Annotated in this window: 18 protein-coding genes; 12 read left to right on the forward strand and 6 right to left on the reverse strand. The window is 66.8% G+C overall.

Translation table 11 applies throughout. The features are described 5' to 3' along the window. Positions 1-111 precede the first annotated feature (111 nt). Both C3B78_RS18430 and C3B78_RS18435 read left to right on the forward strand, forming a co-directional pair. The gene (locus tag C3B78_RS18430; protein ID WP_104999352.1) at positions 112-966 is read left to right on the forward strand and encodes a LysR family transcriptional regulator; all 855 of its coding nucleotides are present in this window, start codon (positions 112-114) and stop codon (positions 964-966) included. A gap of 159 nt (positions 967-1,125) precedes the next feature. Further along, positions 1,126-1,443, forward strand: a complete 318-nt coding sequence (locus C3B78_RS18435) for a hypothetical protein (RefSeq protein WP_104999353.1) — start codon at positions 1,126-1,128, stop codon at positions 1,441-1,443. A gap of 114 nt (positions 1,444-1,557) precedes the next feature. Here the strand turns inward: C3B78_RS18435 and C3B78_RS18440 are convergent, their stop codons facing one another. Next, positions 1,558-5,064, reverse strand: coding sequence for a bifunctional proline dehydrogenase/L-glutamate gamma-semialdehyde dehydrogenase (locus tag C3B78_RS18440; protein ID WP_199775290.1), 3,507 nt, complete (start codon positions 5,062-5,064; stop codon positions 1,558-1,560). Between the two features lie 312 nt (positions 5,065-5,376). After that, complete coding sequence (locus tag C3B78_RS18445) at positions 5,377-6,840, reverse strand: amino acid permease (protein ID WP_104999354.1); 1,464 nt, start codon at positions 6,838-6,840, stop codon at positions 5,377-5,379. Between the two features lie 153 nt (positions 6,841-6,993). On the opposite strand from C3B78_RS18445, the gene C3B78_RS18450 reads away from it, so the two are divergent. From C3B78_RS18450 to C3B78_RS18465, 4 genes are all read left to right on the forward strand, one after another. Further along, positions 6,994-7,908: a LysR substrate-binding domain-containing protein gene (locus tag C3B78_RS18450; RefSeq protein ID WP_104999355.1), complete on the forward strand. Its 915-nt coding sequence runs from the start codon at positions 6,994-6,996 to the stop codon at positions 7,906-7,908. A 144-nt stretch (positions 7,909-8,052) separates the two neighbouring features. Next, positions 8,053-8,478, forward strand: coding sequence for an aspartate 1-decarboxylase (gene panD, locus C3B78_RS18455; RefSeq protein WP_197432448.1), 426 nt, complete (start codon positions 8,053-8,055; stop codon positions 8,476-8,478). Between the two features lie 66 nt (positions 8,479-8,544). Beyond that, positions 8,545-9,471 (forward strand): AEC family transporter, encoded by a 927-nt coding sequence (locus tag C3B78_RS18460; RefSeq protein ID WP_104999357.1) that lies wholly within the window; start codon positions 8,545-8,547, stop codon positions 9,469-9,471. 19 nt (positions 9,472-9,490) lie between these two features. Next, entirely contained in the window at positions 9,491-10,633 is a 1,143-nt protein-coding gene (locus C3B78_RS18465) for an FAD-dependent oxidoreductase (RefSeq protein WP_104999358.1), read from the forward strand. 6 nt (positions 10,634-10,639) lie between these two features. Here the strand turns inward: C3B78_RS18465 and C3B78_RS18470 are convergent, their stop codons facing one another. From C3B78_RS18470 to C3B78_RS18480, 3 genes are all read right to left on the reverse strand, one after another. Then, on the reverse strand, positions 10,640-12,118 hold the full coding sequence (locus C3B78_RS18470; RefSeq protein WP_104999359.1) for an MFS transporter: 1,479 nt from the start codon (positions 12,116-12,118) through the stop codon (positions 10,640-10,642). Between the two features lie 59 nt (positions 12,119-12,177). Next, entirely contained in the window at positions 12,178-14,808 is a 2,631-nt protein-coding gene (locus tag C3B78_RS18475; protein ID WP_199775291.1) for a trehalase-like domain-containing protein, read from the reverse strand. A 319-nt stretch (positions 14,809-15,127) separates the two neighbouring features. Beyond that, on the reverse strand, positions 15,128-16,117 hold the full coding sequence (locus tag C3B78_RS18480; protein ID WP_104999889.1) for an LLM class flavin-dependent oxidoreductase: 990 nt from the start codon (positions 16,115-16,117) through the stop codon (positions 15,128-15,130). A gap of 143 nt (positions 16,118-16,260) precedes the next feature. Here C3B78_RS18480 and C3B78_RS18485 point away from each other — a divergent pair, with 143 nt between their 5' ends. From C3B78_RS18485 to C3B78_RS18510, 6 genes are all read left to right on the forward strand, one after another. After that, positions 16,261-17,133, forward strand: a complete 873-nt coding sequence (locus tag C3B78_RS18485; protein ID WP_104999360.1) for an aldo/keto reductase — start codon at positions 16,261-16,263, stop codon at positions 17,131-17,133. Between the two features lie 24 nt (positions 17,134-17,157). After that, complete coding sequence (locus tag C3B78_RS18490; protein WP_104999361.1) at positions 17,158-17,856, forward strand: type 1 glutamine amidotransferase domain-containing protein; 699 nt, start codon at positions 17,158-17,160, stop codon at positions 17,854-17,856. Positions 17,857-18,164: 308 nt separating this feature from the next. After that, positions 18,165-18,788, forward strand: a complete 624-nt coding sequence (locus tag C3B78_RS18495) for a TetR/AcrR family transcriptional regulator (RefSeq protein ID WP_104999362.1) — start codon at positions 18,165-18,167, stop codon at positions 18,786-18,788. A 132-nt stretch (positions 18,789-18,920) separates the two neighbouring features. Further along, on the forward strand, positions 18,921-20,438 hold the full coding sequence (locus tag C3B78_RS18500; protein WP_104999363.1) for an aldehyde dehydrogenase family protein: 1,518 nt from the start codon (positions 18,921-18,923) through the stop codon (positions 20,436-20,438). Continuing rightward, positions 20,439-22,082, forward strand: coding sequence for a GMC family oxidoreductase (locus C3B78_RS18505; protein ID WP_104999364.1), 1,644 nt, complete (start codon positions 20,439-20,441; stop codon positions 22,080-22,082). A 90-nt stretch (positions 22,083-22,172) separates the two neighbouring features. Next, positions 22,173-23,783 (forward strand): APC family permease, encoded by a 1,611-nt coding sequence (locus tag C3B78_RS18510; protein ID WP_104999365.1) that lies wholly within the window; start codon positions 22,173-22,175, stop codon positions 23,781-23,783. A 152-nt stretch (positions 23,784-23,935) separates the two neighbouring features. Here C3B78_RS18510 and C3B78_RS18515 read toward each other — a convergent pair whose 3' ends face one another. Further along, positions 23,936-25,165 carry an ROK family transcriptional regulator gene (locus C3B78_RS18515; protein ID WP_104999366.1) on the reverse strand — a complete coding sequence of 410 codons (1,230 nt, stop codon included), beginning with the start codon at positions 25,163-25,165 and terminating at the stop codon, positions 23,936-23,938. Between the last annotated feature and the right edge of the window lie 24 nt (positions 25,166-25,189).

A 25,189-nucleotide genomic window follows, 5' to 3' on the forward strand; every position in this document is an offset into this window, starting at 1 on the left:
ATGTCCTTAACGCTAGGCTGGAGGCACGGATTATGGAGACGTATTGTCCCTATAAGTCCTATTGCAGAGCGCAATACGTCCCCGCCCGCACCGACGCCACCGGAGTCCATCGTGTTCGACCCAGCCCAGCTGCGCTCTTTCCTGGCCGTGGCGGAAACACTCAGTTTCACCAAGGCCGCCGAGCGGCTCGGCCTGGCGCAGCCCACGGTCAGCCAGCACGTCCGCAAGCTGGAGGCGGCCGCCAAGCGGGTCCTGGTCAGCAGGGATACGCGGGACGTCCGGCTCACTGACAACGGGGACGCCATGGCGGGGTTCGCGCGGAACATCCTGGCTGCGCATGACTCCGCTTCACGGTACTTTTCCGGGTCTGCAATGCGGGGACGGCTGCGGTTCGGCACTGCTGACGACCTTGCCATTACGGGCCTGCCGAGGATCCTGCGGGAGTTCCGCCAGATCTACCCGCAGATCAACCTGGAACTCACGGTGGGCCAAAGCGACCAGCTGTACCGGAAGCTCAACGCGGGGCAACTGGACCTTGTGTTCGTGAAATGGGTGGCCGGAGCCAAGGACGGAACGGTGGTGCAGCACGATTCATTTTCCTGGGTGGGCCTGGAGCAGACCACGCTGGACGCGGCAGCGCCTGTCCCGCTCATCGCCTACCCCTCCCCCAGCCTGAGCCGGAAACTGGCAATCGACGCCCTCGAATCCCACGGCAGGACCTGGCGGATCACCTGCACAACCCGGCAAATCAGCGGCGTGCTGGCGGCGGTCCGGGCGGGGATCGGCGTCGCTGTCATGCCGTCGTCGCTCGTCCCGGAGGACCTGAAGATCATCACCCGGCGCTTCGACCTGCCCGCGGTGGGCGACGTGGACTTCACCCTGATCCGCAACCCCCTGGCCAATGCCGAGGTCATTGACGCCCTGACGCAGTCAATTGTGGGCCGGACCATTAACCGACCAGCATAACGCTCCAAGATGTCCCCCCGGCGAAGCCATGCCGCTGTTTCCATTGATTGCGGAAGGCTGCATCCCTTATGCTGAATTTTCCAGGGTCAAGCAGCCGGCCGTCATACAATCACGAGGCCGCTCCTGCATGCCAGGATTCCGGCTCGGGACAGGCAGCCAATGACGACAGCCAAGAACCCCCATTACAGCCCGGCCCAAGCCCACTCACACGCCCCTGCGCGCCAGCTTGGAACCCGCAATTCCAGGCTCGGTGCAGGCATTGCCACCACCGACACCGGATACGTCGGCAAACCTAACTGTGACAGGTGCCGCACTGACGAGTTTGTCTACCTTGAGTCTTACATTCCGCCCACCTACCGGCGCGACGGTTCGGTAGGCACCCTGGGCGAAGTCGCCTACACCTGCACCCGCTGCGAGGATTTCTCCGCCCACAGTGTTCCAGTCACGTGGACGCCGCCCGGGTGGTACCTGGGCTAGCTTCCGCAGGGCAAAGAGGGCCGGACGGCCACCGCAAAGGTGAACGTCCGGCCCTCTTTGTGCCGAAAGGTTACGCCGGCGGACTCCTCGAGCGGGGCGTCTGGAAAAGGGCGCCTAGATCAGGGCGTCGGAGAGGTGGTTGGGAGTTCCGAACCGGTGGGCGGTGATGCTGACGGCCTGCTCGTGCAGGAAGGGCAGCAGTTCCACGCGGCCGGCTTCGGTGACCGGGTGCGCGTAAATTGCCAGGTCGGGACGGCCGCCCGTGGCCTTGGCAAGGCCTGCCGCGTCGCCGCCGATCAGGCGGACGCGTGCGCCGGAAAGCTTCCCCGCCGCGGCGAGCCGGCCCGCGGAAGCCAGCCATTCGGCGTCGGACTCCACTGCTACTTCGATGTCCAGCGCGGTGAGCACCGGGCGCAGCTGGGCGGGAAGTTCGACGGCGGAGGACACCGTGAGTGCCGAACCCGCCAGCACACCCGCTGCCACTGTCCGGACCAGATGGCCCAGCGGCGCGCCTTCAGACAGCCGGACCGTCACGGGCAGGCTGCGGTAGCGGAAGATGTTGCGCTCCGCGCTGAGTCCGGAGACATCCTTAGCTGTGCCGAACTCCTCGGTCCACGCCTGGGCGTCGGACGCCAGGGCCCGCTGCACGGACTCGAGCTCGGCGGGCTGCAGGACAGCGCCGGCAGCGTTGAGGATCCGCCGCACGCCGGGGTGGGTGACAGCGGCATTCGCCGAGGCCGTGGCGGGCGCCCAATCACCGAGCCCTGCCAGGTAGTTGGGCCCGCCGGCCTTGGTACCTGCGCCAACGGCGGACTTCTTCCAGCCGCCGAACGGCTGGCGCTGCACGATGGCGCCGGTGATGCCGCGGTTCACATACAGGTTTCCGGCCTGGATGCTGTCCAGCCAGACGCCCAGTTCCTCGGAGTTCAGGGAGTGCAGGCCTGCGGTGAGGCCGTACTCGATCTGGTTCTGGATGGCGATGGCTTCTTCAAGGGTGTCGGCGGTCATCACGCCCAGGACGGGTCCGAAGAATTCGGTCAGGTGGAAGTAGGAGCCGCGCTTGACGCCGTAGCGCACGCCCGGGCTCCAGAGCCGGCCGGTGTTGTCCAGCTTTTTCGGTTCCACGGCCCAGTTCTCGCCCTCGCCCAGGGTGGTGAGGGCGTTGAGGAGCTTGCCCTTGGCCGGTTCGATGATCGGGCCCATCTGGCTGGTGGGGTCCTCGGGGTAGCCCACCTTGAGGGAGGTCACGGCGTCGATGAGCTGGTTGTGGAACCGCTTGGACTTGGCGACCGACCCCACCAGGATCACCAGCGACGCGGCCGAGCACTTCTGGCCGGCGTGGCCGAACGCCGAGTAGGCAACGTCCTTTGCGGCCAGGTCCAGGTCCGCGCTGGGGGTGACGATGATGGCGTTCTTGCCGCTGGTCTCGGCCAGCAGCGGCAGATCCTGGCGGAAGGACCGGAACAGTTCGGCGGTCTCGTAGCCGCCGGTGAGGATCACGCGGTCAACGGCCGGGTGGCTGATGAGCTGCTTGCCCAGTTCCCGCTCGCCCAGCTGCACCATGGTCAGGACGTCCTTGGGGACGCCTGCCTCCCAGAGCGCTTCGATCATGACGGCGCCGCTGCGGGCGGCCTGCTTGGCGGGCTTGATCACGACGGCGGAGCCGGCGGCGAGTGCCGCGAGGGTGGACCCGGCGGGGATGGCCACCGGGAAGTTCCAGGGCGGGGTTACGACGGTGAGCTTTGCCGGGACGAACGTGGCGCCGTCGACCGCGTCCAGCTTGCGTGCGGACTCGGCGTAGTAGTGGGCAAAGTCCACGGCTTCGCTGACCTCGGGGTCGCCCTGGTCGATGGTCTTGCCGGTTTCGCTGGCCATGACCTCAAGCAGGTCGGCGCGGCGCGCCTCCAGGACGTCGCCGGCGCGGTGCAGGATTTCTGCACGCTCGGCACCGGAGAGTGCGCCCCAGGCCTTGCCTTTCTCCACGGCGGCCTGGATGGCGCCGTTCAAGGTTGCCTCGTCATTGATGAAGGCTGCTTTCACGGAGGCGTTGCCCAGGGTGGAGGACGGGACGCGGTCCAGGATGGCCCGGCCCCAGTCGCGGTTGGCGGGCAGGGACGGGTCAGTGTCCGGGGTGTTCTCGAAGTGGTCGTGCGGCCTGGGGACGGGCGGCACGCTCCGGTCCTGCTTTCGGTTGGGCGCCGGGACACGGTTGTCCAGTTCGGCGAGCGAGGCGAGGAAGCGCTGCTTCTCGCGCTCGAACAGGGCTTCATTCTTGTCCAGCTCGAACACGGCGGACATGAAGTTGTCCTGGCTGGCGCCCTCTTCGAGGCGGCGGATCAGGTAGGCAATGGCGACGTCGAACTCGGCCGGGTGCACCACCGGCGTGTAGAGCAGCAGGGAGCCGACGTCCTTCTTGACGGCTTCGGCCTGGCCCTGGGCCATACCCAGGAGCATCTCGAACTCGATGCTCTGCCGTGCGGTATCCGCGATGCCGCGCTGCTTGGCAAGGAGCCAGGCGAAGGCGATGTCGAACAGGTTGTGGCCGGCTACGCCGATCCGGATGTTCTTGATCCGCTCGGGGTGCAGGGAGTAGTTGATGACGCTCTTGTAGCTGGTGTCCGAGTCCTGCTTGCTGCCCCAGGTTGCCAGCGGCCAGTCGTGCAGGGAGGATTCCACCTGCTCCATTGGCAGGTTTGCGCCCTTGACCACGCGCACCTTGATGGCGGCGCCGCCGTGGGCACGCCTTTCAGCCGCCCAGTCCTGCAGCCGGATCATCGCGGACAGGGCATCCGGGAGGTAGGCCTGGAGCACAATGCCCGCTTCCAGGTCCTTGAACTCGGGCTTGTCCAGGATCCTGGTGAAGACCGCGATGGTCATGTCCAGGTCCTTGTACTCCTCCATGTCCAGGTTGATGAACTTGGCCTTGGGAAATGACGCTGCGCGCTCGAATAGCGGGGTGAGCTTCTCGACGACGTGTGCAACGGCCTCGTCGAAGGCCCACGGCGAGTGCGGGGCCACCGTGGAGGAGACCTTGATGGAGACGTAGTCGACGTCGGGGCGTGCCAGCAGGGTGTGCGTGCCCTCGAGCCGGCGGGAGGCCTCGTGCTCGCCCAGTACGGCTTCGCCGAGGAGGTTGACGTTGAGCTTGATGCCGTCCTTGCGGATCTTGGCGATCGCGGGGCCGAGCTTGGCGTCGGTGGCGTCAACGATCAGGTGGCCCACCATTTCGCGCAGGACCTTGCGGGCAATGGGGATGACCACCTGCGGCATGACCGGAGCCATGGTTCCGCCCAATGCTACGGCGCTGCGCATATACCAGGGCAGGAACGCAGGGACCTTGGGCGCCAGTGCGGCGAGGTTGCGGGCGGCAACGTTCAGGTCCTCGGGGCGGACCACGCCGTCCACGAAGCCAACGGTGAATTCCAGGCCGTTGGGGTCCTTCAGGACGCCGGCGAGCTGCTGGGCGGAAGCGTCCACGGGCACCTTCGTTGCCTCGGTCAGCCAGTGGCGGACCAGCGCCACGGCGTCGGTTGCCAGGGCCTTGGCCTGCGGCACATCGACGTCGACGGTCTGCGGCGCAGTTCCGGCGGCGGCTGCGGGTTCCATTGCAACGTGGGTCATTGTTTTCCCGATCTTTCTGGGGTTCAAGGAGGTCTTAGCAACCAGTATGAGCTTCCAATCACATAAGATAAAGCGATCTTTTCTAAGCAATACAGGTTAGAAAAACCAACTCTTCTTCCCGCCGCCGGACCGGTCGGAAACTCCCCGCACCCTCTCTCACTTCCTGCGCGTTTCGGTGCAACCCTCTCTCACTTAATGCGGGAAAAGCGGGGACGCTCTATCACCCTCCACAGGAAGGTGATAGAGCGTCCGTGTTTGGGCGACGTTAAGTGAGAGAGCGTCCCGGTTCGGGCGACGTTAAGTGAGAGAGCGTCAGCCGACGGGCCGGTGCATCTCCACAATCTCCTCATGCCGGGGGCTGTTGGGGTTCATCAGGGAGTTCTTCTTGCCATAGAAGAAGTAGATGGCCAGGCCGATGACCAGCCAGACGCCGAACCGCACCCAGGTCTCCCAGTGCAGCTGGAACATCAGGAATGCGGAGGCCAGGACGCCGAATGCGGGGATGACCGGCATCAGCGGCAAGCGGAAGGTGCGCGGAGCGTCCGGCTTCTTGTAGCGGAAGATGATCACGGAGAAGCAGACGACGACGAACGCGGCAAGGATGCCGATGTTGGTGAGGTCCGCGACTTCCTTGATGGGGAATACCCCGGCCAGGAACGCTGAGGCAACGCCGGCGATCCATGTGACCCGCTGGGGCGTTCCATGGCGGTCCGTCTTGGCGAACCAGCCGGGAAGCAGCCCGTCGCGGCTCATGGCGAACCATACGCGGGTGACGCCCAGGAGGAATGTCAGCATCACGGTGAGGATGGACAGCACAGCAAACACCGAGATGATCGTGGCGATGACCGGAAGGCCCACGCCGGTGAAGGCTGACGCGAAGCCGGCTTTGGGATCGATGTCCTTGTAATTCTGCATGCCGGTCAGCACCAGGGTGGCGGCCACGTAGAGCAGCATGGCGATGATGAGGGACAGGATGATGGCCTTGGGCATGTGCTTCTTGCCGTCGGTGGCTTCCTCGGCCGCGGTGCTCATGGCGTCGTAGCCGAAAACTGCGAAGAAGACCGTGGCTGCGCCGGCAAGCACGGGACCGAAGCCGCTCGGCATGAACGGGTTGTAGTTGTTGGTGTCGATGTAGAAGACGCCAAGGCCGATGATGAAGAGGATCAGGATGACCTTGACGGCCACAGCCACCAGTTCGAACCGGCCGAACGCCTTGGTGCCGCGAGAGAGGATCCAGGTGACCAGCAGGCAGACCAGGATGGCAGGGAGGTTGACGATGCCGCCCTTGCCTTCATCCGCCGTCGAGGTCATCCAAACAGGCATATGGATGCCGATGCCGGAGAGGAAGGCGTCAAAGTAGCCGGAGATGCCGATGGCCACCACAGCCACGATGGCGATGTATTCCAGCAGCAGGTCCCAGCCGATGAACCAGCCGATGATCTCGCCCAAGGCCACGTACCCGTAGGTGTAGGCGGAACCGGCGCGCGGAATCATGCCCGCAAACTCGGCGTAGGAAAGCGCCGCCGCCGCCGAGGCGAGGCCTGCCACCAGGAAGGAAATCAGCACCGCGGGCCCCACCCCGGGTGCGGTTTCGCTACCGGCGGCCACCAGCCCCGCGAGGGAGAAGATGCCGACGCCGATAATGCCGCCAACGCCGATGGCCGTCAGCTGCCAAAGCCCGAGTGACTTAAAGAGGCCACTGTGTTTGTTCTCTTCTTCAATGTCGTCAATGGGCTTGCGCCGCATGATCGACTGGGTCATGTCTCTACTGCTCATCAGGAACTCCTGCTTGGGGTGCTTCCCCGTCACGGCGCGCGAAAAATCGCTTGTGACGGGGGTAACTCGGTCTCAACAGTATGCAAGCGGGGTTGCGTTAGATAAAGTGACTACTTCTAACCTATATTCATTAGTTTCGGTAAGGATTTCCTTATGCTTGACGTTCGCCGGCTTCGCCTGCTCCGGGAACTAAGCATCCGGGGGACGCTGGCGGAGGTGGCAGACGCACTCCAGTACAGCCCGTCGTCGGTCTCCCAGCAGCTCGCGCTGCTGGAGAAGGAAGTGGGGGTTGAGCTGCTGCGGAAGACCGGGCGGCGGGTGCAGCTCACCCCGCAGGCGGAGGTCCTGGTGGCCCACACCGCGCAGCTGCTCGAAACCATGGAACAGGCCGAGGCGGACCTTGCGGCGTCCCTGACCACCGTGACCGGGACAGTGCGGATCGCCGTGTTCCAGTCGGCCGCGCTGGCGCTCATGCCCGAGACCCTCACCCGCATGGCCGGCGCGTATCCCGAAGTGCGCATCGAGATGATCCAGCGTGAGCCGGAAACGGCGCTGCACGAGACGTGGGCACGCGACTTCGACCTGGTCATCGCCGAGCAGTACCCCGGCCACGCCGCCCCGCGCTATCCCGAACTGGACCGCGTCAAGCTCACTACCGACGCCATCCGGCTCGCCGTTCCCCCCGCGTCCGACGGCGGCCCCGCCATCTCCTCGATCGAGGACACCGCGGAACTCGCCTGGGTCATGGAACCACGGGGGGCGGCGTCCCGCCACTGGGCCGAGCAGGCCTGCCGGAGCGCGGGGTTCGAGCCCGACGTGCGTTTTGAAACCGCCGACCTCCAGGCCCAGATCCGCCTCATCGAGTCCGGGAACGCCGTGGCGCTGATGCCGGACCTGGTGTGGACGGGGCGCGGCACCACCGCCCGGCTCCTTGACCTGCCGGGCAAGCCGCACCGCACGGTGTTCACCTCCGTCCGCCGTTCCAGCGCCCAGCGGCCCGCGATCCTCGCAGCCCGGGAGACCCTGGCGGCCACTGCAGCGGCCGTGGCACAGCAGGACGCCGGGTGACCAGCCGCCGTCGTGCTGTATCCTTCCAAAATTGGCGCCGCCGAGCGTAGCGACGGGGCTCGGGCACTGCGCAGGAGCCGTCCCTGCCTCACTGTTCCCTGCATCACTGCGCCGACGGGCCCCCAACGCTAGACTGATGCCGTTATGAATCGCACAATGTTCAAGTCCAAAATCCACCGGGCCACCGTCACGCACGCCGACCTGCACTACGTAGGTTCGGTCACCGTTGACCTGGACCTGCTCGAGGCCGCCGACATCCTTCCCGGCGAGCTCGTCTCCATCGTGGACGTGACCAACGGCTCGCGGCTTGAGACCTACACCATCGCCGGCGAGCGCGGCTCCGGCGTGATCGGCATCAATGGTGCAGCGGCGCACCTCATGCACGAGAACGACGTCGTCATCCTGATTACCTACGCCCAGATGACCACCGAAGAGGCCAAGGCCTATGAACCGCGGGTGGTCCACGTGGATGAAAACAACCGGGTGATCCAGCTGGGCAATGACCCGGCCGAGGGCCTCACTCCGGGGATGATGCGGCCCCCTTTCGCGCTTAACAACGCCACCCTGTAACCGGAGGGTGCTTTCCGGCAGACGGCTCCCCCGCACACCCTGGGCTGATTCCCTGCGGATTGTCCCTTGCTAGGGGTACTCGCCGGGTTTTTTGTGGTCTGGTGCATCATCCTGGTGGGCTGGTTCGTGGGCCGGCAGAAGATCCTGGGTGACAACGCCCGGCAGGTCCTCAGCTCCCTCACCTTTTTCGTGGCCAGCCCCGCCCTGCTCTTCGAAACGCTGAGCAAGGCCCGCCTCGCAGAGGTTTTCGCGGCGCCGCTGCTGGTTGCTGCGGTCTCGGCAGTGGCCACCGCGGCCATTTTCTTTGCCATCGCCCGGTTCTGGCTCAAACGCCCGCTGCCCGAGTCCCTGATGTCCTCCATGGCGGCCTCACTGGTGAACTCCGCCAACCTGGGCATCCCCATCGCGGTGTACGTCCTGGGCGACGCAAGCTACGTGGCACCGCTGCTCATCTTCCAGCTCGCCTTCTTCACGCCGCTGTTCCTGATGCTCCTGGATTCAAGCACCAGCTCCCACCGCACCACGCCGCTGAACTTCATCGTAATGATCCTCCGGAATCCCATGATCGTGGGTTCCGCGCTGGGCCTGGCCGTGGCCGGGACAGGCTGGCAGGTCCCGCAACTGGTGATGGAGCCCATCCACCTGATCGGTGGCGCGGCGATTCCGGCCATGCTGATCGCGTTTGGCATGAGCCTGAACGGCACCCGGCCGCTCCAGGCCTCGGAAGGCCGGCGCCTGGACACGCTGCTGGCCAGCGGCTTCAAACTGGCCGTCCAGCCCGCGCTGGCATATCTTTTTGCACGGTTCGCGCTGGGGCTTGAAGGCCATGTCCTGTTCGCCGTGGTGGTCACCGCTGCCCTGCCTACAGCGCAGAATGTCTTTGTGGCTGCCAGCCGGTACAAGACCGGCCTCACCGTGGCGAAAGACACCGTGCTGATTACCACCGTTGTGGCCGTGCCGGCGATGATCGGCGTGGCATTGCTGCTGACCTGACCCGAGTTTCGGAGGGCTGATGAATACTGTTCTGGACACCGCGGTGATCGGCGGCGGCGCCATGGGCTCGGCCGCCGCGTGGGCGCTGTCCCGCCGGGGCCGGCATGTGACTTTGGTGGAGCAGTTCGGGCCGGGGCACAGGATCGGGGCCTCGCACGGCACCACCCGCAACCTGAACCCCGGTTACCACCGTCCCGAATACGTGGCCATGCTGGCAGAGGGGCTGGCGCTGTGGGATGAGCTTGAGCAGGAAAGCGGCGAGACGCTGCTGGCGCGGACGGGGGTTGTGAACCACGGACCGGACCCCCGGCTTCCGGACACCGCCGAGGCATTGACGCAGGCGGGCATCCGCGCGGAGCTCCTGTCCCCGGCCGCGGCCCGGGAGCGCTGGCGCGGCATCCGTTTCGACCAGCAGGCACTGCACATGCCCGACGGCGGCCAGCTCAACCCTGAAGCAGCGCTTCCTGCATTACAGCGCCTCGCCGCAGCCCGCGGTGCCGAGATCCGGCACCACACCAAGGTGGTGGACCTGCAGGTGACGGACGACGGCGTCCGGCTGGGCTTGGAGTCCGCCGCCGGCATCGAGGAGGTCACTGCTGCGCAGGTGGTGGTCACGGCCGGCGGCTGGACGGAGAAGCTCCTGGGCCGGGTGTTCAGCAACAACCCCGGTACCGGGCTGCGGATTCCCAGGCTGCGGGTCACGCAGGAGCAGCCGGCACACTTCCGGGTGGCGGACGCGGGCGCAGTGTGGCCCGGCTTCAACCACTACCCCGGCACCGGGGCGGACTACCGGGGCTGGTATTCCCCCGTGTACGGCATGCAGACGCCCGGCGAGGGGATCAAGGCCGGCTGGCACGGCGTGGGCCCGCCCGTTGACCCGGACCGGCGCTCCTTCCAGCCCGAACCCGGGCAGCTCGCCGCCCTGCAGGACTACGCGCGGACGTGGCTGCCAGGCGTGGACGCCGATTCCTTCGAGGCCATCAGCTGCACCTACACCACCACCCCGGACGAGGACTTTATCCTGGACCGGATCGGCCCCGTGGTGATCGGTGCCGGGTTCTCCGGGCACGGGTTCAAGTTCACCCCGGTGATTGGGCGCATCCTCGCCGACCTCGCCACAGGCACCCGTCCCGCGCCGGAGATCTTCCGCGCTTCCCGCTAAAAGCGCCTACCGCGTGTTGTCCTCCGCTTCGGCGAGGGCCGGCTCCCCGTCCGTGCCGCCGTCGTCGTCCTTTCCGGAGGCGCCCGCCCCCACCGCCGGCATGGCCAGCACGGCCGCCACCGTGAGGATGCCGCCCACCAGCGCGGCCAGGAACACGGCACCGGACGCAGCCACGACTGCGGGTGCCGCGCCTTCCCCGGCCGTGGTGGCGTAGACCGCGTTGGCCACCGCACCGAAGACGGCCACACCCAGCGCGCTCCCAATGGACCGCGCGAACATGTTGGTGCTGGTGACCACGCCGCGCTCATTCCACTCAACGCTGGACTGGGCAGAGATCAGGGTGGGAGTGGCAACCAGCCCCAGGCCGAGCCCCACGACGAAACAGCTGGCGGCCACTGGAGCCACGCTGGGTGTGGCGGCCGTAAGTGCCAGGACCAGGAGTCCCGCCACGGTCACGGAGATCCCGATCAACGCCGTGGCCTTGAAGCCGATTCGCAGGTAGAACCGGCCCGCCTGTGAAGCACTGAGGGGCCAGCCGAGGGTCAGGGCCGCGAGCGCCAGGCCTGCGATAAGGGGTGAGGTTCCCAGCGCACCTTCCAGGAACGTGGGCACATAGGAGGTCAGCCCGATCATCACCGCCCCGACGCCGAAGGACACCAGCGTGGTGGTGCCCAAAAGCCTGCGCGAAACCACCCAGGACGGCAGGACCGGCTCCGCCGCCCGCCGTTCCACCGCCAGGAACACCGCCAACAGCGCTGCGCCCGCAACAAAGAGGCCGATGCTGACCGGGGAATTCCACGCCCAGCCCTGGCCGCCCCGGAGGGCACCAAGGATCAGCAGGCCCAGCGAAACCGCCAGCAGGGCCGCCCCGGCGTAGTCCACCCGGTGCTTGGCGCGTTCAACATTTTCGTGCAGGGTCCTGAGCAGCATCCACCCGGCAAGGAGGCACAGCGGAATGTTGACCAGGAAGATTCCGCGCCAGATCCCCAGCGAGGAGAAGATCCCGCCGAGGCTCGGGCCCACCACGGAGGAGACAGCCCAGACGCTGGCCAGGTAGCCCTGGACCTTGGCCCGCTCCTCCAGCGAGTAGATGTCCCCGGCGATGGTGATGGAGACCGGCAGGACGGCGCCCGCACCGAGGCCCTGCAGGGCGCGGAACGCTATGAGTGCGGGCATGCTCCAGGCGATGCCGCAGAGGACGGACCCAAGCAGGAAAAGCCCAATTCCCGCCAGGATGATGGGCTTGCGGCCCAGCATGTCGGACAGTTTGCCGTAGATGGGCACCGAGACGGCCTGGGCCAGCAGGTACGCGGAAAACAGCCAGGGGAAGGACTCAAACCCGCCCACGTCCCGGACGATCGACGGGACGGCGGTAGCCACGATGGTGGAATCGATGGCCACCAGGCCGGTGGACAGCATCAGGGCAATGAGAATGGGGCCCCGTTCAGAGCGGAACCCCACCCCCTGGGCGCGCGCGGTCTTCATGAGTCTCGTTTCAGTCTTGGGTCCCTGCTACCACTCTAGGTACCCACGACCGGGGCCCGCTATCGCCTGCCCTGGTGTGCGTCCAGGAGCCGCGCGCAGCGGATGAAGCCCAGGTGCGAGTACGCCTGCGGATGGTTCCCCAGGTGTGTCTCCGTGCCGGGATCGTACTCCTCCGGCAGCAGCCCGGTGGGACCGAAAAGGTTCACCAGCTGGTCGAACAGGTCCCAGGCCTCATCGATGCGGCCCACGGCCACATACGCTTCGATCAGCCAGGTGGTGCAGATGTGGAACCCGCCCTCCAGGCCCGGCAGGCCGTCGTCGTACCTGTACCTGAAGACGGTGGGACCCACGCGCAGTTCCCGCTCCACGGCGGTGACGGTGTCCAGGAAGCGCTGGTCCGAAACGTCCAGCAGGCCGGAGAGCCCGATGTGCAGGACGGCGGCGTCGAGGTCCGGGCTGTCGTAGGCCACGGTGTAGGACCTCGCCGACTCGTCCCAGCCCTCGCGCAGCACCTCCGCGCGGATGGTGCCCGCCAGGGGAGCCCAGGCCGGGTCCGGCTCCCGGCCGTGGCGGGCGGCCGTCCGCAGCGCCCGGTCCAGCGTCACCCAGCACATCACCTTGGAATAGACGTGGTGGCGCGCTGCGCGCCTGGCCTCCCAGATGCCGTGGTCCGGTTCGTGCCAGCGGGCCTGGACGGCCGAGGCCATCTGGACCATCAGGTCCCAGTGGCCCTCAGCGAGCGCACCCTCCCGCTCGCTCAGGGCGTGGATCAGTTCGGCAACCGGGCCAAAAACGTCCAGCTGGACCTGGTGGTCCGCGGCGTTGCCGATCCTGACCGGACGTGAGCCCGCGTACCCCGGGAGGCTGTCGACGACGGCCTCCGTGGAGAGCGGCGCGCCGGTCACCGAGTACAGGGGGTGCAGCCACTCGGGGCCGGGTGCATGTTCGAGGATCCGGCCCAGCCATGCCAGGAAGCCCGCGGCCTCCGCCGTGGAGCCGAGGTCCACCAGCGCGTTAACCGTCATGGACCCGTCCCGCAGCCAGCAGTACCGGTAGTCCCAGTTCCTTGTGCCGCCGATCCCCTCCGGCAGTGACGTGGTGGGGGCTGCGAGGACGGCGCCGGTGGGTTCATGGACCAGGGCGCGGAGCACCAGGGCCGACCGCCGCACCAGGGAGGGTTTGACGGACGGCAGGACAAGTCTCTGCACCCACTGGCGTGCGTGCAGGGCCACTCCGGCACGCCTCTCCGTCTCCCCGCCGGGGTCCGCGGGCTGCGGTTCGGTATCGCCGCAGCGCAGGTTGAGCACCACCGGGCCGTCCTGCAGGTTCACCGCCGCCGTGGCCGTGGCATGGCGCCCGTCCGAGGTGATGCTGAAGGTGATGCCAGGCGCGAACAGGATGATGGGCTCCGAGGTCCCCACCACATGCAGTTCCCCGCCGCGGGCCTCCATGCTGAACGGGGCATTGGCGTAGTCCGGCCGGGGAGCGAAAGTAATCCGGGCGGCTCCATGGCCGGTCAGCACCCGGACCAGACTGGTGATGCCGTCCGGCGCAGGCTCAAGGTAGTCCGTGACCGTGACGTCCGCCCACCGGGTCTCAACAATCATGGTGCTGTCCACGTACCGCTGCCCCAGCACCTGGGAGGCCTTGACCGGCTCCACGGAAAAGTGGCCGGCCGCGTCTCCGCCGAGGATGTGGGCGAAAAGTGATCCGGAATCCGGCAGCGGATGGCTCATCCAGCAGACCTTCGCGTCCGGCGTCAGCAGCGCGGTGGAGGATCCGTTGCCGATCATCGTGTGCCGCTCAAGGCCCACCGCGTCCTCGCCGAACAGCCAGGCCCGCCGCAGCTCGAAGAGGAGGGCCAGGACCCGGGCGAAGGCTTCCGGATCGCGGACGCGGTGGGCCGCAGCGGTCTGCCCCTGACCGACCTTAAGTCCGAGGTCCGGCCCGCGCAGGGTGGCGATGGCCAGCTCGTCACTGTAGGCGTCCCCGGCGAACATGGCGGCGCTTGCCCCGAGCCGTGACCGGAGGTTTTCCAGTGCCTCGGCCTTGGACGGTTCCACGACGGACAGGTCCAGCACGGAACCGTCCACAATGAAGAACAGCCCGTGGGCGCGGGCAATCTCCCGGGCGGTTTCCGTCACGGACTCCACCACGTCCGGCGGCGCCGGGCGGGTGTGGACGGAAACGGCCACGGGTTTGCGTTCAATCCAAATGCCTTTCTGGAATCCCACGGCCTCGTTGAGCTCCGCGTTGACCTTCTGCAGGACCGACTCGGTGGCCAGGGTCTGCGCGTGCGCGAAGCCCATGTCCGACTCCGCGCCATGCGAACCAATCAGGTGAACCTCAACGGGCAGCCGCGACACCGCCGCAAGGTCGCGGAGCGAGCGCCCCGAAATGATGGCGGCGTGGGTATTCGGCAGGGCAGCCAAGGCGCGCAGGGCTATCGCCGCATTGCCCAGGGGCAGGATCTCGGTGGAGATCCCTTCGGCGTCGCACAGGGTCCCGCCGTAGTTGCAGGCCACCAGCAATCCCGGAACACGCGCCAGCACTTTCAGCTCGGCCAGCAGCGCAGGCGTCAGGCCGTTGTCCGCCGCATCCGACTGGATGAAGGCGCGGAGCATGTCCAGCGGAAGGGACCGGGTGAGCAGTGCGGAATCCGCCACGCTTTGGTTCAACGGCGTCGGCATGCGGGTACCCCTTTGAGGCCGGACCAGGCCGGGACTACAGCCGCTGGATCGCCCGCGGACTACCGGTTGGTGCCCCTCCCGGGAATCCCAGTAATTCCCGAGGGGGCAGTTCCCATGGTCAGCCCCGGCAGTTTCCCCCGAAAGTCCTCTTTATTGCGTATGTGTAAAAGTCCGACGGACAGCGCCGCGCTCACGCAGGGCAGCGTCACGCAGGGCAGCTTCTTGGACCACGACGCCGGTGCCTGCCCCGCGGAACCGGGGAACCCGCCGTCGTGCCTCCCCAAAAGGGTGCTGGGCGTGACGCGCAGGACTCCGCCCGCTACACCCGGACCAGCCCGGCAGCCTCGGCCAGGAGTTCCACGGAGCGCAGCCGCGCCTCGGTGCCGGTGCTCTGGTGGGCCACGGTGAGTTCGTCGGCGTCGGCGTGCCGGCCGAAACCGTCCAGGTAATCGAGGACGACGTCGGGAGTGCCCACCGCGGAGTAGGTCATCATCTGGCTGACGTGCTGGCCCTGCGGGGAGTCGAGGATCATGTCCGCTTCGTCGTCGGTGAACTCGCGGCCGCCGCCGAAGAACAGGGACACGCGGGCACGCTTGGTGGCCTGCAGCATGGCCTGCGCCTCGGAGGCGGAATCCGCGGCGATGACGTTGACGCCGGCAATGACGTGCGGGGCATCCAGCTGGGCGGAGGGCTTGAACTCGCGGCGGTACAGGGCCACGGCATCCTGCAGGGCGTTCGGCGCAAAGTGGGAGGCAAAGGCGTACGGCAGTCCCAGCTGGGCGGCGAGGCGCGCGCCGAAGAGGGAGGATCCCAGGATGTACAGCGGCACGTTGGTGCCCTTGCCGGGCGTTGCTTCAACGCCCTGGATGCGGGTGGGGCCGGTGAGGTAGCCCTGGAGTTCCAGCACGTCCTGCGGGAAGCTGTCCGCGGACATGGGGTCACGCCGCAGTGCGCGCATGGTGTTCTGGTCGCTGCCGGGGGCGCGGCCCAGTCCGAGGTCGATGCGGCCGGGGTGCAGGGTTTCCAGGGTGCCGAACTGTTCCGCGATGGTCAGCGGCGAGTGGTTGGGCAGCATGACGCCGCCGGCACCCAGCCGGATGCTTTCGGTGTGGGCGGCCACGTGGGCAATGAGCACGCTGGTGGCGGAGGACGCGATGGAGGACATGTTGTGGTGCTCGGCGTACCAGACGCGCCGGTACCCGAGCTTTTCAGCGCTTTGCGCCATGGCCACGCTGCCCGCGAAGCTCTCCGCCGCCGTCTGGCCCTTGCCGATGGTTGCCAGGTCAAGGATGGAGAGTGGAAGAGTCACGGTAAGTGCCGGCCTTTCGGGAATGTTTCGCAGGAATGTGCCCGCCGGGTCGCGGGCGGGCACGAAAGGCATAACGGCGGCGGCGCCCGGCTTATTTCTGGAACCTGCGGAATACTCAGCAAACTTAGGATGTTGCCGCCCCTATGAGCCTAGAGACAACGAACCAGTTGGAACTGTCCGAAACGATCGATTTGAAGGATCTGGGAACCGTGCACCGGCTCGGCTTCGGTGCCATGCGCATCGTGGGTGACGGCGTCTGGGGTGAGCCCGCGGACCGCCGGGCCGCCGTGGAGGTGGTGCGCCGCGCCGTCGAACTCGGCGTTGACTTCATCGATACCGCAGATTCCTACGGCCCCAACATCAGCGAGGAAATCCTGGCCGAGGCGCTGTACCCGTACAACGACGGACTGAAGATCGCCACGAAGGTGGGCTTCACCCGCACCGGGCCCGGCAAGTGGATCCCCGTGGGCCGCCCCGAATACCTGCGCCAGCAGGCAGAACTGAGCCTGCGGAAGCTGAAGGCGGACACCCTGGACCTGCTCCAGCTGCACCGGATCGATCCCAAGGTGGACGCCGATGAGCAGTTCGGTGTGCTCCGCGAGCTCCAGGATGAGGGGAAGGTCCGGGCGCTGGGCCTCTCGCAGGTCAGCGTGGCGGAGCTTGAGGCGGCCGGCAAGCACTTCACTGTCTCCACTGTCCAGAACCGGTACAACCTGACGGACCGGAGCTCCGAGGACGTCCTGCGCTACTCGGAGGAGAACGGCATCGGCTTCATTCCGTGGGCTCCCATTTCCGCAGGTGAGCTTGCGCAGCCGGGAGGGCCGCTGGACGAGGCCGCCACGCGTTTGGGTGCCACCACATCACAGGTGGCACTGGCCTGGCTGCTGCGCCGCTCCCCCGTGATGATGCCGATCCCGGGCACCGGGTCCGTGAAGCACCTGGAGGAAAACCTGGCCGCGGCCGGTGTCACGCTGGACGAGGACACCTACGCTGAACTTGAAGCAGCGGGCGAGTAGGGAAGCGCGGACAGGAGCAGCATTATGGCAAGCATTCTGATGGTTGTATCGGCCGCCGATTCCCTCACCATGAAGGACGGCAGCGAACACCCCACCGGGTTCTGGGCGGAGGAACTGGTGGTGGCACACCAGGCCCTGCTGGACGCCGGCCACACTGTCCACATCGCCACCCCCGGGGGCGCCAGGCCCACCGTGGACCAGGTGAGCCTCGCCGCGGAGTCCGCGGGCGGCGAAAAGCGCGCAGAGGGCTTCCGCGACTACCTGGCCAAGATCGACGGCGAGCTCTCGCGCCCGCTGGTGCTTGCCGACGTCGACCTCTCCTCCTACGACGCCGTGGTCTTGCCGGGCGGGCACGGGCCCATGGCCGACCTGTACAAGGACGCCGACCTCGGCCGGCTGCTGGCCGCCGCGGACAGGGAGGGCAAGGTCATCGCGCCCTTCTGCCACGGTCCCGCCGGGCTGCTCAGCGCAACGGACGACGGCGGCGCTTTCGTTTTCGCGGGGCGTCGCCTCACGGTGTTCAGCAATGAGGAGGAACTGGGCGGCGGCACCGGTGAGAACACGCCGTGGCTGGTGGAGGACGCGTTAAGGGACAAGGGTGCGGTCATCGAAAACGCTGCCGCCTGGACGTCCAATGTTGTGCGGGACGGCAACCTGATCACGGGCCAGAACCCGCAGTCCAGCGAGGACGTGGCCAAGGAAGTTATCAAGGCGCTGGGCTAGCCCACACCGCAGACAGAGAAGGGGCCCGGTCTGGTGACCGGGCCCCTTCTGTGCGGCGCACGTCCTTGGGCGCCGGTGCTGCTGGCGCTACTTCAACTTGAAGTTGGCGCTGATCGAGGAGCCGTCTGCCGCCTTCATCGTGAGCTGGTAACTGCGGCCGGGGTACGTCCCACCAACCCATCGGCACCGGCGATGAGATCGCGGAACAGCTGTAACGCACACGCCGGATTCCAGGAAGGACCCAGGCCCTGCCCCGCGGCTTGAACCCGAAAGTGCACTCGTGACGGGTTTGGCAATAGTCTGGCCAGATGGGGACAACCACAGTGAACAATGGCGAACAGACTGACAGGCAGTCCCGCATCCTCGAAGCAGCGCTCGATCTGCTGTCCCGCCACGGCATTTCCGGGGTGAGCATGCGTGCGGTGGCGCGCGAAGCCGGGGTGGCCCTGGGCCTGGTGAACTACTACTACGACGACAAGACAAGCCTGATCCGCGCGGCCCTGCGCCGGGTGGACGAGCACGACCTCCTGCTGGTTGCGCAGGATCCCTCGTCTCCCCCGGACGAGCAGCTGCGCAAGTCCCTGCGGCGGGTAGCAGGGGCCGACCTGCTGACCACACGCTACCTGTCCCTGCGCCTGCACCTTTGGGCCCTCGCGCAGGCAGACGAGGACTATGCGCAGATCAATGCTGCCGCCTTCGACCGCTATATCGACGGCCTGGCGGCATTGGTGTCCAACGCCCTGCCAGGGCTCTCCTGGGAGGAATGCCGCGCGCGGTCATCCGACATTGTGGTCATACAAAACGGCATGTGGTTGACGTCGCTTCTTGGCGTGGACAAGGAATCCATCCAGCGGAGCATCGCACGCACGGAGCAGATCGCCTTCGCACCGCCGGGCGATGCGAGCAGCCAGGACGCGCTTCAGGGGCAGTAAAGAACGTCCCGTCCCGGCGGCTTCCCCGTTCTCCGTAATCTTGGTTCTCCGTAATCTTGGTTCTCCGTAATCTTGAACGTTTGTTCAAGATAGGTATTGAACAGTCGTTCAACCTCCGCTACTGTCCTCCGTATGACTTACGCCACACCGTCCAACCACGAGACAGCATCCACCCTCTTCATCAACGGCGCGTGGGAACCGGCAGCGTCCGGCGCAGTGCGCCAAATCCACAACCCCGCCGACGGTGAACTGGCCGCCACAGCCTCCGAGGCCGGCCGGGAAGACACCGAACGGGCCATCGCTGCGGCCCGGGCGGCCTTCGACTCCGGAGTCTGGTCAAGTGTTCCGGCGCCCGAGCGCGGGTCCTTCCTGCTCAAGGTTGCCGAGGAACTCCGTGAGCGGCGGGAAAAGTTCGCCCGCGCCGAGTCACTGGACACCGGGAAGCGGATCGCCGAAAGCCGCATCGACATGGACGACGTCGCCGCCTGCTTCGAATACTTCGGCCGGCTCGCCGGGCAGCAGTCCGGCCGCGTGGTGGACGCCGGGGACCCGGCCGTCGCCAGCAGAATCGTCTACGAGCCCGTAGGCGTCTGCGGCCTCATCACTCCGTGGAACTACCCGCTGCTCCAGGCCGCGTGGAAGATTGCACCAGCCCTGGCCGCCGGCTGCACCTTTGTCCTCAAGCCCTCCGAGCTGACCCCGTCCACCGCCATCCTGGCCATGCAGCTGCTGCAGGACCTCGGCCTGCCGGACGGCGTCGCCAACCTCGTCACCGGACCCGGCGCGGAGGCGGGCGCACCGCTCTCGGAACATCCCGCCGTCGACCTCGTTTCCTTTACCGGCGGCCTGGAAACCGGCAAGCGCATCGCCGCGGCCGCCGCCGGCACTGTCAAAAAGGTGGCACTGGAGCTTGGCGGCAAGAACCCCAACGTCGTGTTCGCGGACGCGGATTTCGACGCCGCCGTCGACAACGCCCTGAATGGCGCCTTCGTCCACTCCGGGCAGGTCTGCTCGGCCGGAGCGCGCCTGGTGGTGGAGGAATCCATCGCGGAGCGCTTCGTGGACGAGCTGGTCCGGCGGGCACAGGACATCAGGCTGGGCGGCCCGTTCGACGAGGCTGCAGAAACCGGGCCGCTGATCTCCGCGGCCCACCGGGACAAGGTCCACGCCTACGTCCAGCGCGGCATCCAGGAAGGAGCGCGGTTGCGGTGCGGCGGCGCGGCGCCGGCCGGGGAAAAGTACGACGGCGGCTTCTACTACCAGCCCACCGTCCTGGACCGCGTGGCAAGGGGCATGTCCGTGGTCATCGAAGAGGCCTTCGGCCCGGTGGTGACCGTGGAGACTTTCGGCACGGAGGACGAAGCCGTGGCCACCGCCAACGACACCATCTACGGGCTTGCCGGCGCCGTCTGGACCCAGGACGCCGGAAAGGCACAGCGCGTTGCATCCCGGCTGCGGCACGGAACGGTCTGGATCAACGACTACCACCCCTACCTTCCGCAGGCGGAGTGGGGCGGCTTCGGCCAGTCCGGCGTCGGCCGCGAGCTGGGCCCCACCGGCCTCGCGGAGTACCAGGAAGCCAAGCACATCTACCAGAACACCAGCCCCCAGGTGACCGGCTGGTTCGCGGACCACGGCAAGGAGAACTAGATGCACTACGACAACATCGAGGACCTCAGCGAGCGCGGGTTCGACTACGTCGTGATCGGCGGCGGATCCGCCGGAGCCGCTGTTGCCGCCCGGCTGAGCGAGGATCCGGACGTGACCGTGGCCCTCGTGGAGGCCGGACCGGATGACCGCAACCTGCCCGAAATCCTGCAGCTGGACCGCTGGATGGAGCTGCTCGAGTCCGGCTACGACTGGGACTACCCGGTGGAACCGCAGGAGAACGGCAACTCCTTTATGCGCCACGCCCGCGCCAAAGTCATGGGCGGCTGCTCCAGCCACAACTCCTGCATCGCCTTCTGGGCCCCGCGTGAAGACCTGGACGAGTGGGAGTCCAAGTACGGCGCCGCCGGCTGGAACGCCCACACCGCCTGGCCGCTGTACAAGCGGCTGGAGACCAATGAGGACGCCGGGCCGGACGCGCCCCACCACGGGGACTCCGGCCCCGTGCACCTGATGAACGTGCCCCCGGTGGATCCTGCCGGCATCGCTCTCCTCGATGCCTGTGAACAGGCCGGCATTCCCCGCGCCAAATTCAACACCGGGACCACCGTGGTCAACGGCGCCAACTTCTTCCAGATCAACCGCCGCGCGGACGGCACCCGGTCCTCCAGCTCGGTCTCCTACATCCACCCCATCATGGAGCGCGAAAACTTCACCCTGCTGACCGGCCTCCGCGCCCGCCAGCTGGTCTTCGACGCGGACAAGCGCTGCACCGGGGTGGACGTGGTGGATTCTGCCTTCGGCCGGACGCACCGGCTCGCCGCACACCGCGAGGTCATCCTGTCCACCGGCGCCATCGATTCGCCCAAGCTGCTGATGCTCTCGGGCATCGGCCCGGCAGCACACCTCGCGCAGCACGGGATCGAGGTCCTGGTGGACTCCCCCGGCGTGGGCGAGCATCTGCAGGACCACCCCGAAGGCGTGGTGCAGTTCGAGGCGAAGCAGCCGATGGTGCAGACCTCCACCCAGTGGTGGGAGATCGGCATCTTCACCCCCACCGAGGACGGCCTGGACCGCCCGGACCTGATGATGCACTACGGCTCTGTCCCGTTCGACATGAACACCCTGCGGCACGGCTACCCCACCACGGAGAACGGCTTCAGCCTCACCCCGAACGTCACGCACGCCCGTTCGCGCGGCACCGTCCGGCTGCGCAGCCGGGATTTCCGCGACAAGCCCATGGTGGACCCGCGCTACTTCACGGACCCCGACGGCCACGACATGCGCGTCATGGTGGCCGGCATCCGCAAGGCCCGTGAAATTGCCGCCCAGCCCGCCATGGCGGAATGGACCGGCAGGGAACTCTCGCCCGGCATCGAGGCGCAGACGGATGAAGAACTGCAGGATTACATCCGCAAGACCCACAACACGGTGTACCACCCGGTGGGCACCGTCCGGATGGGGCCGGACGACGACGGGATGTCACCTTTGGATTCCGAACTGCGGGTCAAGGGCGTCACCGGCTTGCGCGTGGCCGATGCGTCGGTCATGCCGGAACACGTCACCGTCAACCCCAACATCACCGTCATGATGATCGGCGAACGCTGTGCGGACCTCATCCGCGCCGGCCGGGCCGGCGACACCATGACCATGGAAGAAATGGAGCTCACCGCGTCCCTCGCCTAAGCGGCAAGGTTCCGGCGGCAGGGCATCAACCTTCCATGCGCCACAGCCGGCCGGTCATCACTATCGTGCTTTTCTGATTTAGGAGTCCACATGGCGGAACCCAGCAAGAGTATTGATTCAAGCGGCATGGACGAGTTTGGCTACACGCAGACCCTGGACCGGAGCATCGGCAAGTTTGCCAGCTTCGCGGCAGGGGTCAGCTACATCTCCATCCTCACCGGCGTATTTCAACTGTTCTACTTTGGCTTTTCCATGGCCGGCCCGGCATACGCGTGGTCCTGGCCCCTAGTCTTCGCCGGCCAGCTGATGGTGGCACTGTGCTTCGCCGAACTGGCTGGCCGGTACCCGGTGGCGGGGTCGGTGTACAACTGGGCCAAGCGGCTGGCCTCCGGGACCTGGTCCTGGCTGGCCGGCTGGCTGCTGCTCATCTCGTCCATCGTGGCGCTCGGCGCCGTGGCCCTGGCGCTGCAGCTCACCCTGCCGCAACTTTGGTCCGGCTTCCAGCTCATCGGAGACGGAACCGGCACCTACGACTTCGCCCTCAACGGCGTGCTGCTGGCGAGCATCATGATCGGCATTTCCACCATGATCAACGCTTTCGGCGTGAAGCTGATGACCAGGATCAACAGCATCGGCGTCTTCGTGGAGCTGATCGCGGCCGTGCTGCTGATCCTCGCCCTGGGGTGGCACGTGGTGCGGGGGCCTGAGGTCTTCTTCGACACCGCAGGCTTCGGGGAAGGCCACGACCTCGGCTTCTTCGGCGTGTTCCTGATCGGCGCCATGGCCTCCGGCTACGTGATGTACGGCTTCGACACCGCCAGCTCCCTGGGCGAGGAAACCAAGGACCCCAAACGCACGGCACCCAAGGCCATCCTGCGCGCCATCACGGCGTCCTTCGTGCTGGGCGGGCTGATCCTGCTCTTTGGCATCCTCGCCGCTCCGGACCTGGCCGACCCCAAGCTCGGGGCCGCCGACGGCGGGCTGCAGTACCTGGTGCTCTCCGTCCTCGGGGGCCCCTTCGGCAAGGCCTTCCTCGCCTGCATCGTGGTGGCCGTGGTGGTCTGCACCCTGGCCGTCCACGCCGCCGCGATCCGGATGATGTTCGCCATGGCGCGGGACAACAACCTGCCGTTCAGCCGGCAGCTCGGCAAGGTGTGTCCGGTCCGCCGGACCCCCACTGTCGCTGCCATCGTGATCGGCGTTATGGCCGTCATCCCGCTGCTGGTCAACGTGATGCAGCCGGCAATCTTCACCATCATGTCCAGCATCAGCATCGTCCTGATCTACCTGTCCTACCTGCTGGTCACCGTTCCCCTGCTGCGCAACCGGTTCCTGAAGAAATGGCCGTTGGCTAGCGACGGCTCCGAGCCCGGCTTCAGCCTGGGCAAGTGGGGACTGCCCGTGAACATCCTCGCGGTCCTCTGGGGCGGTGCCATGACGGTAAACCTGGTGTGGCCGCGCCAGGAGATCTACAACTCGGTGCCGCCGTTCGAGTGGTACCTGCAGTGGGGCGGGGTGCTCTTTGTGGCAGCGGTCGCCGGCGGCGGGGCCCTGCTGTACCGGCTGAAAATCCGGCACCAGACGGGGGTGCTGGCGGAGCATGCCGCCGCGGTTGCGGCGCACCCGTCGTCAGGTCCGGCTGTTCCAGCGGCTCCGGCGGCTCCGGCGGAACTGGACTCGGTCGACGCCAAAGTGCATTAGGGCCAGTGTCCTACACCGTCAGCTGACGGTCTTCAAGGAAGGGGCGACGACGGCACTCACCTCAGTGCCGCCGTCGTCCCTTCTTTTAGCGTTCCTCCAAGGCCTCCGTTGATAAAGGGCCAAGGTCCCCTCCCGCCGTCGGCCTACCGGTTTCAACGGAGTTTGCCCCGCAGCTCTTCAGGAACGGGCGGCCGCGGGAGGAACGCGCCAGGTTCGTGCTTGATCCGTGTCAAAGCGGACTCGATGGCGCCTTTGACCACCACCTCTGCTCCCAATGTGCTCGCAACGAGTTCCGGCAGCGGCAGGTCCGAATCCGTAGGCAGCAGGCTGCGTGCGTGTTCGAGGACAGGTTCGATAGCCCGTGAAATCCCTCCTGCGATGATGACGCGTTCAACGTCCAGGAGGCTGGAGAGCACAACCGCAATCCGCGCCAGTCGGTCGCCGAGCCGGGCGATGATGTCCGCTGCGAACGGATCTCCCTCGCGGGCTGCCTGGAATACGTCCTCCGCGGTGATTTCCCCCTCGGGGATATGCCGCAGCATGGTTTTGCCCTCGTATGAGTGAACGCGCGAGCGTGCCCATTTCCGCGCAAGTGCGCCAAACCCGTCCGTGCCCCCTTCATCGGGCACGAACTTGCCGGCGGTAAGAGTGTCGAGGAATCGCATCTCGCCTGCGCCGCCCCGCGGTCCTCGCAGCAAGTGCCCATCGACGATCAGGCCGGCGCCGAATCGCTCGCCTGTCAGCAACGTTGCTTGATTAGCTGAGGGGCCGTGGGCGCGTTCGGCAATAGCGGCGAGGTTGGCGTCATTCTCGACGATGACCATGCCCGTCAGATGGGAGGCGAAGCCGGAATTCATCAGATGCCAGAAGTCGCCTTCAGGGGACATGCCATAAGCGTCGATCGGCGCGGGAACGCCGACGACGGTGAGTAAAACGTCGTCGAGGGTGCGTCCGATGTCGTGGAGGGTCAGACGGATCATCTCTCGTGCACTCGCACCGCGGCCGGCACGCCCCAGCGCATGCGAGTCCATACTTTGCCGACGCGTGTTCAGCTCGCGGCCGCGCAGGTCGGCGACGATGGCCGTGAAGTAGGACTCCCCCGCGTCCAGCCCAACAACAACGCCGGCAGCCTCACGCACGTGGTAGCGGCGGGCCGGCCGGCCTTTATGAGTACGGCCATCGGACTGCCCGTCCTCCACTTCCTCAAGCCAGCCAATGTCGACCAGCCCGTCACAGACGCCGAGTACCGTGGCGCGTGTCAACCCGGTCGCGGCCATGGCCTCCCCGGCTGTGAACACCTGTTCCTCGAGGGCGAAGCGAAGCAGTGCATCGGAGTTGATTTGCCGCAACAGCTGCGTTGAGCTCGCCGACGTCGTATCCATCCCTTGACGATATCGCCCGCATCC

Source organism: Arthrobacter sp. PGP41 (assembly GCF_002953935.1).
In the GTDB taxonomy this organism is placed as follows: Bacteria; Actinomycetota; Actinomycetes; order Actinomycetales; family Micrococcaceae; genus Arthrobacter.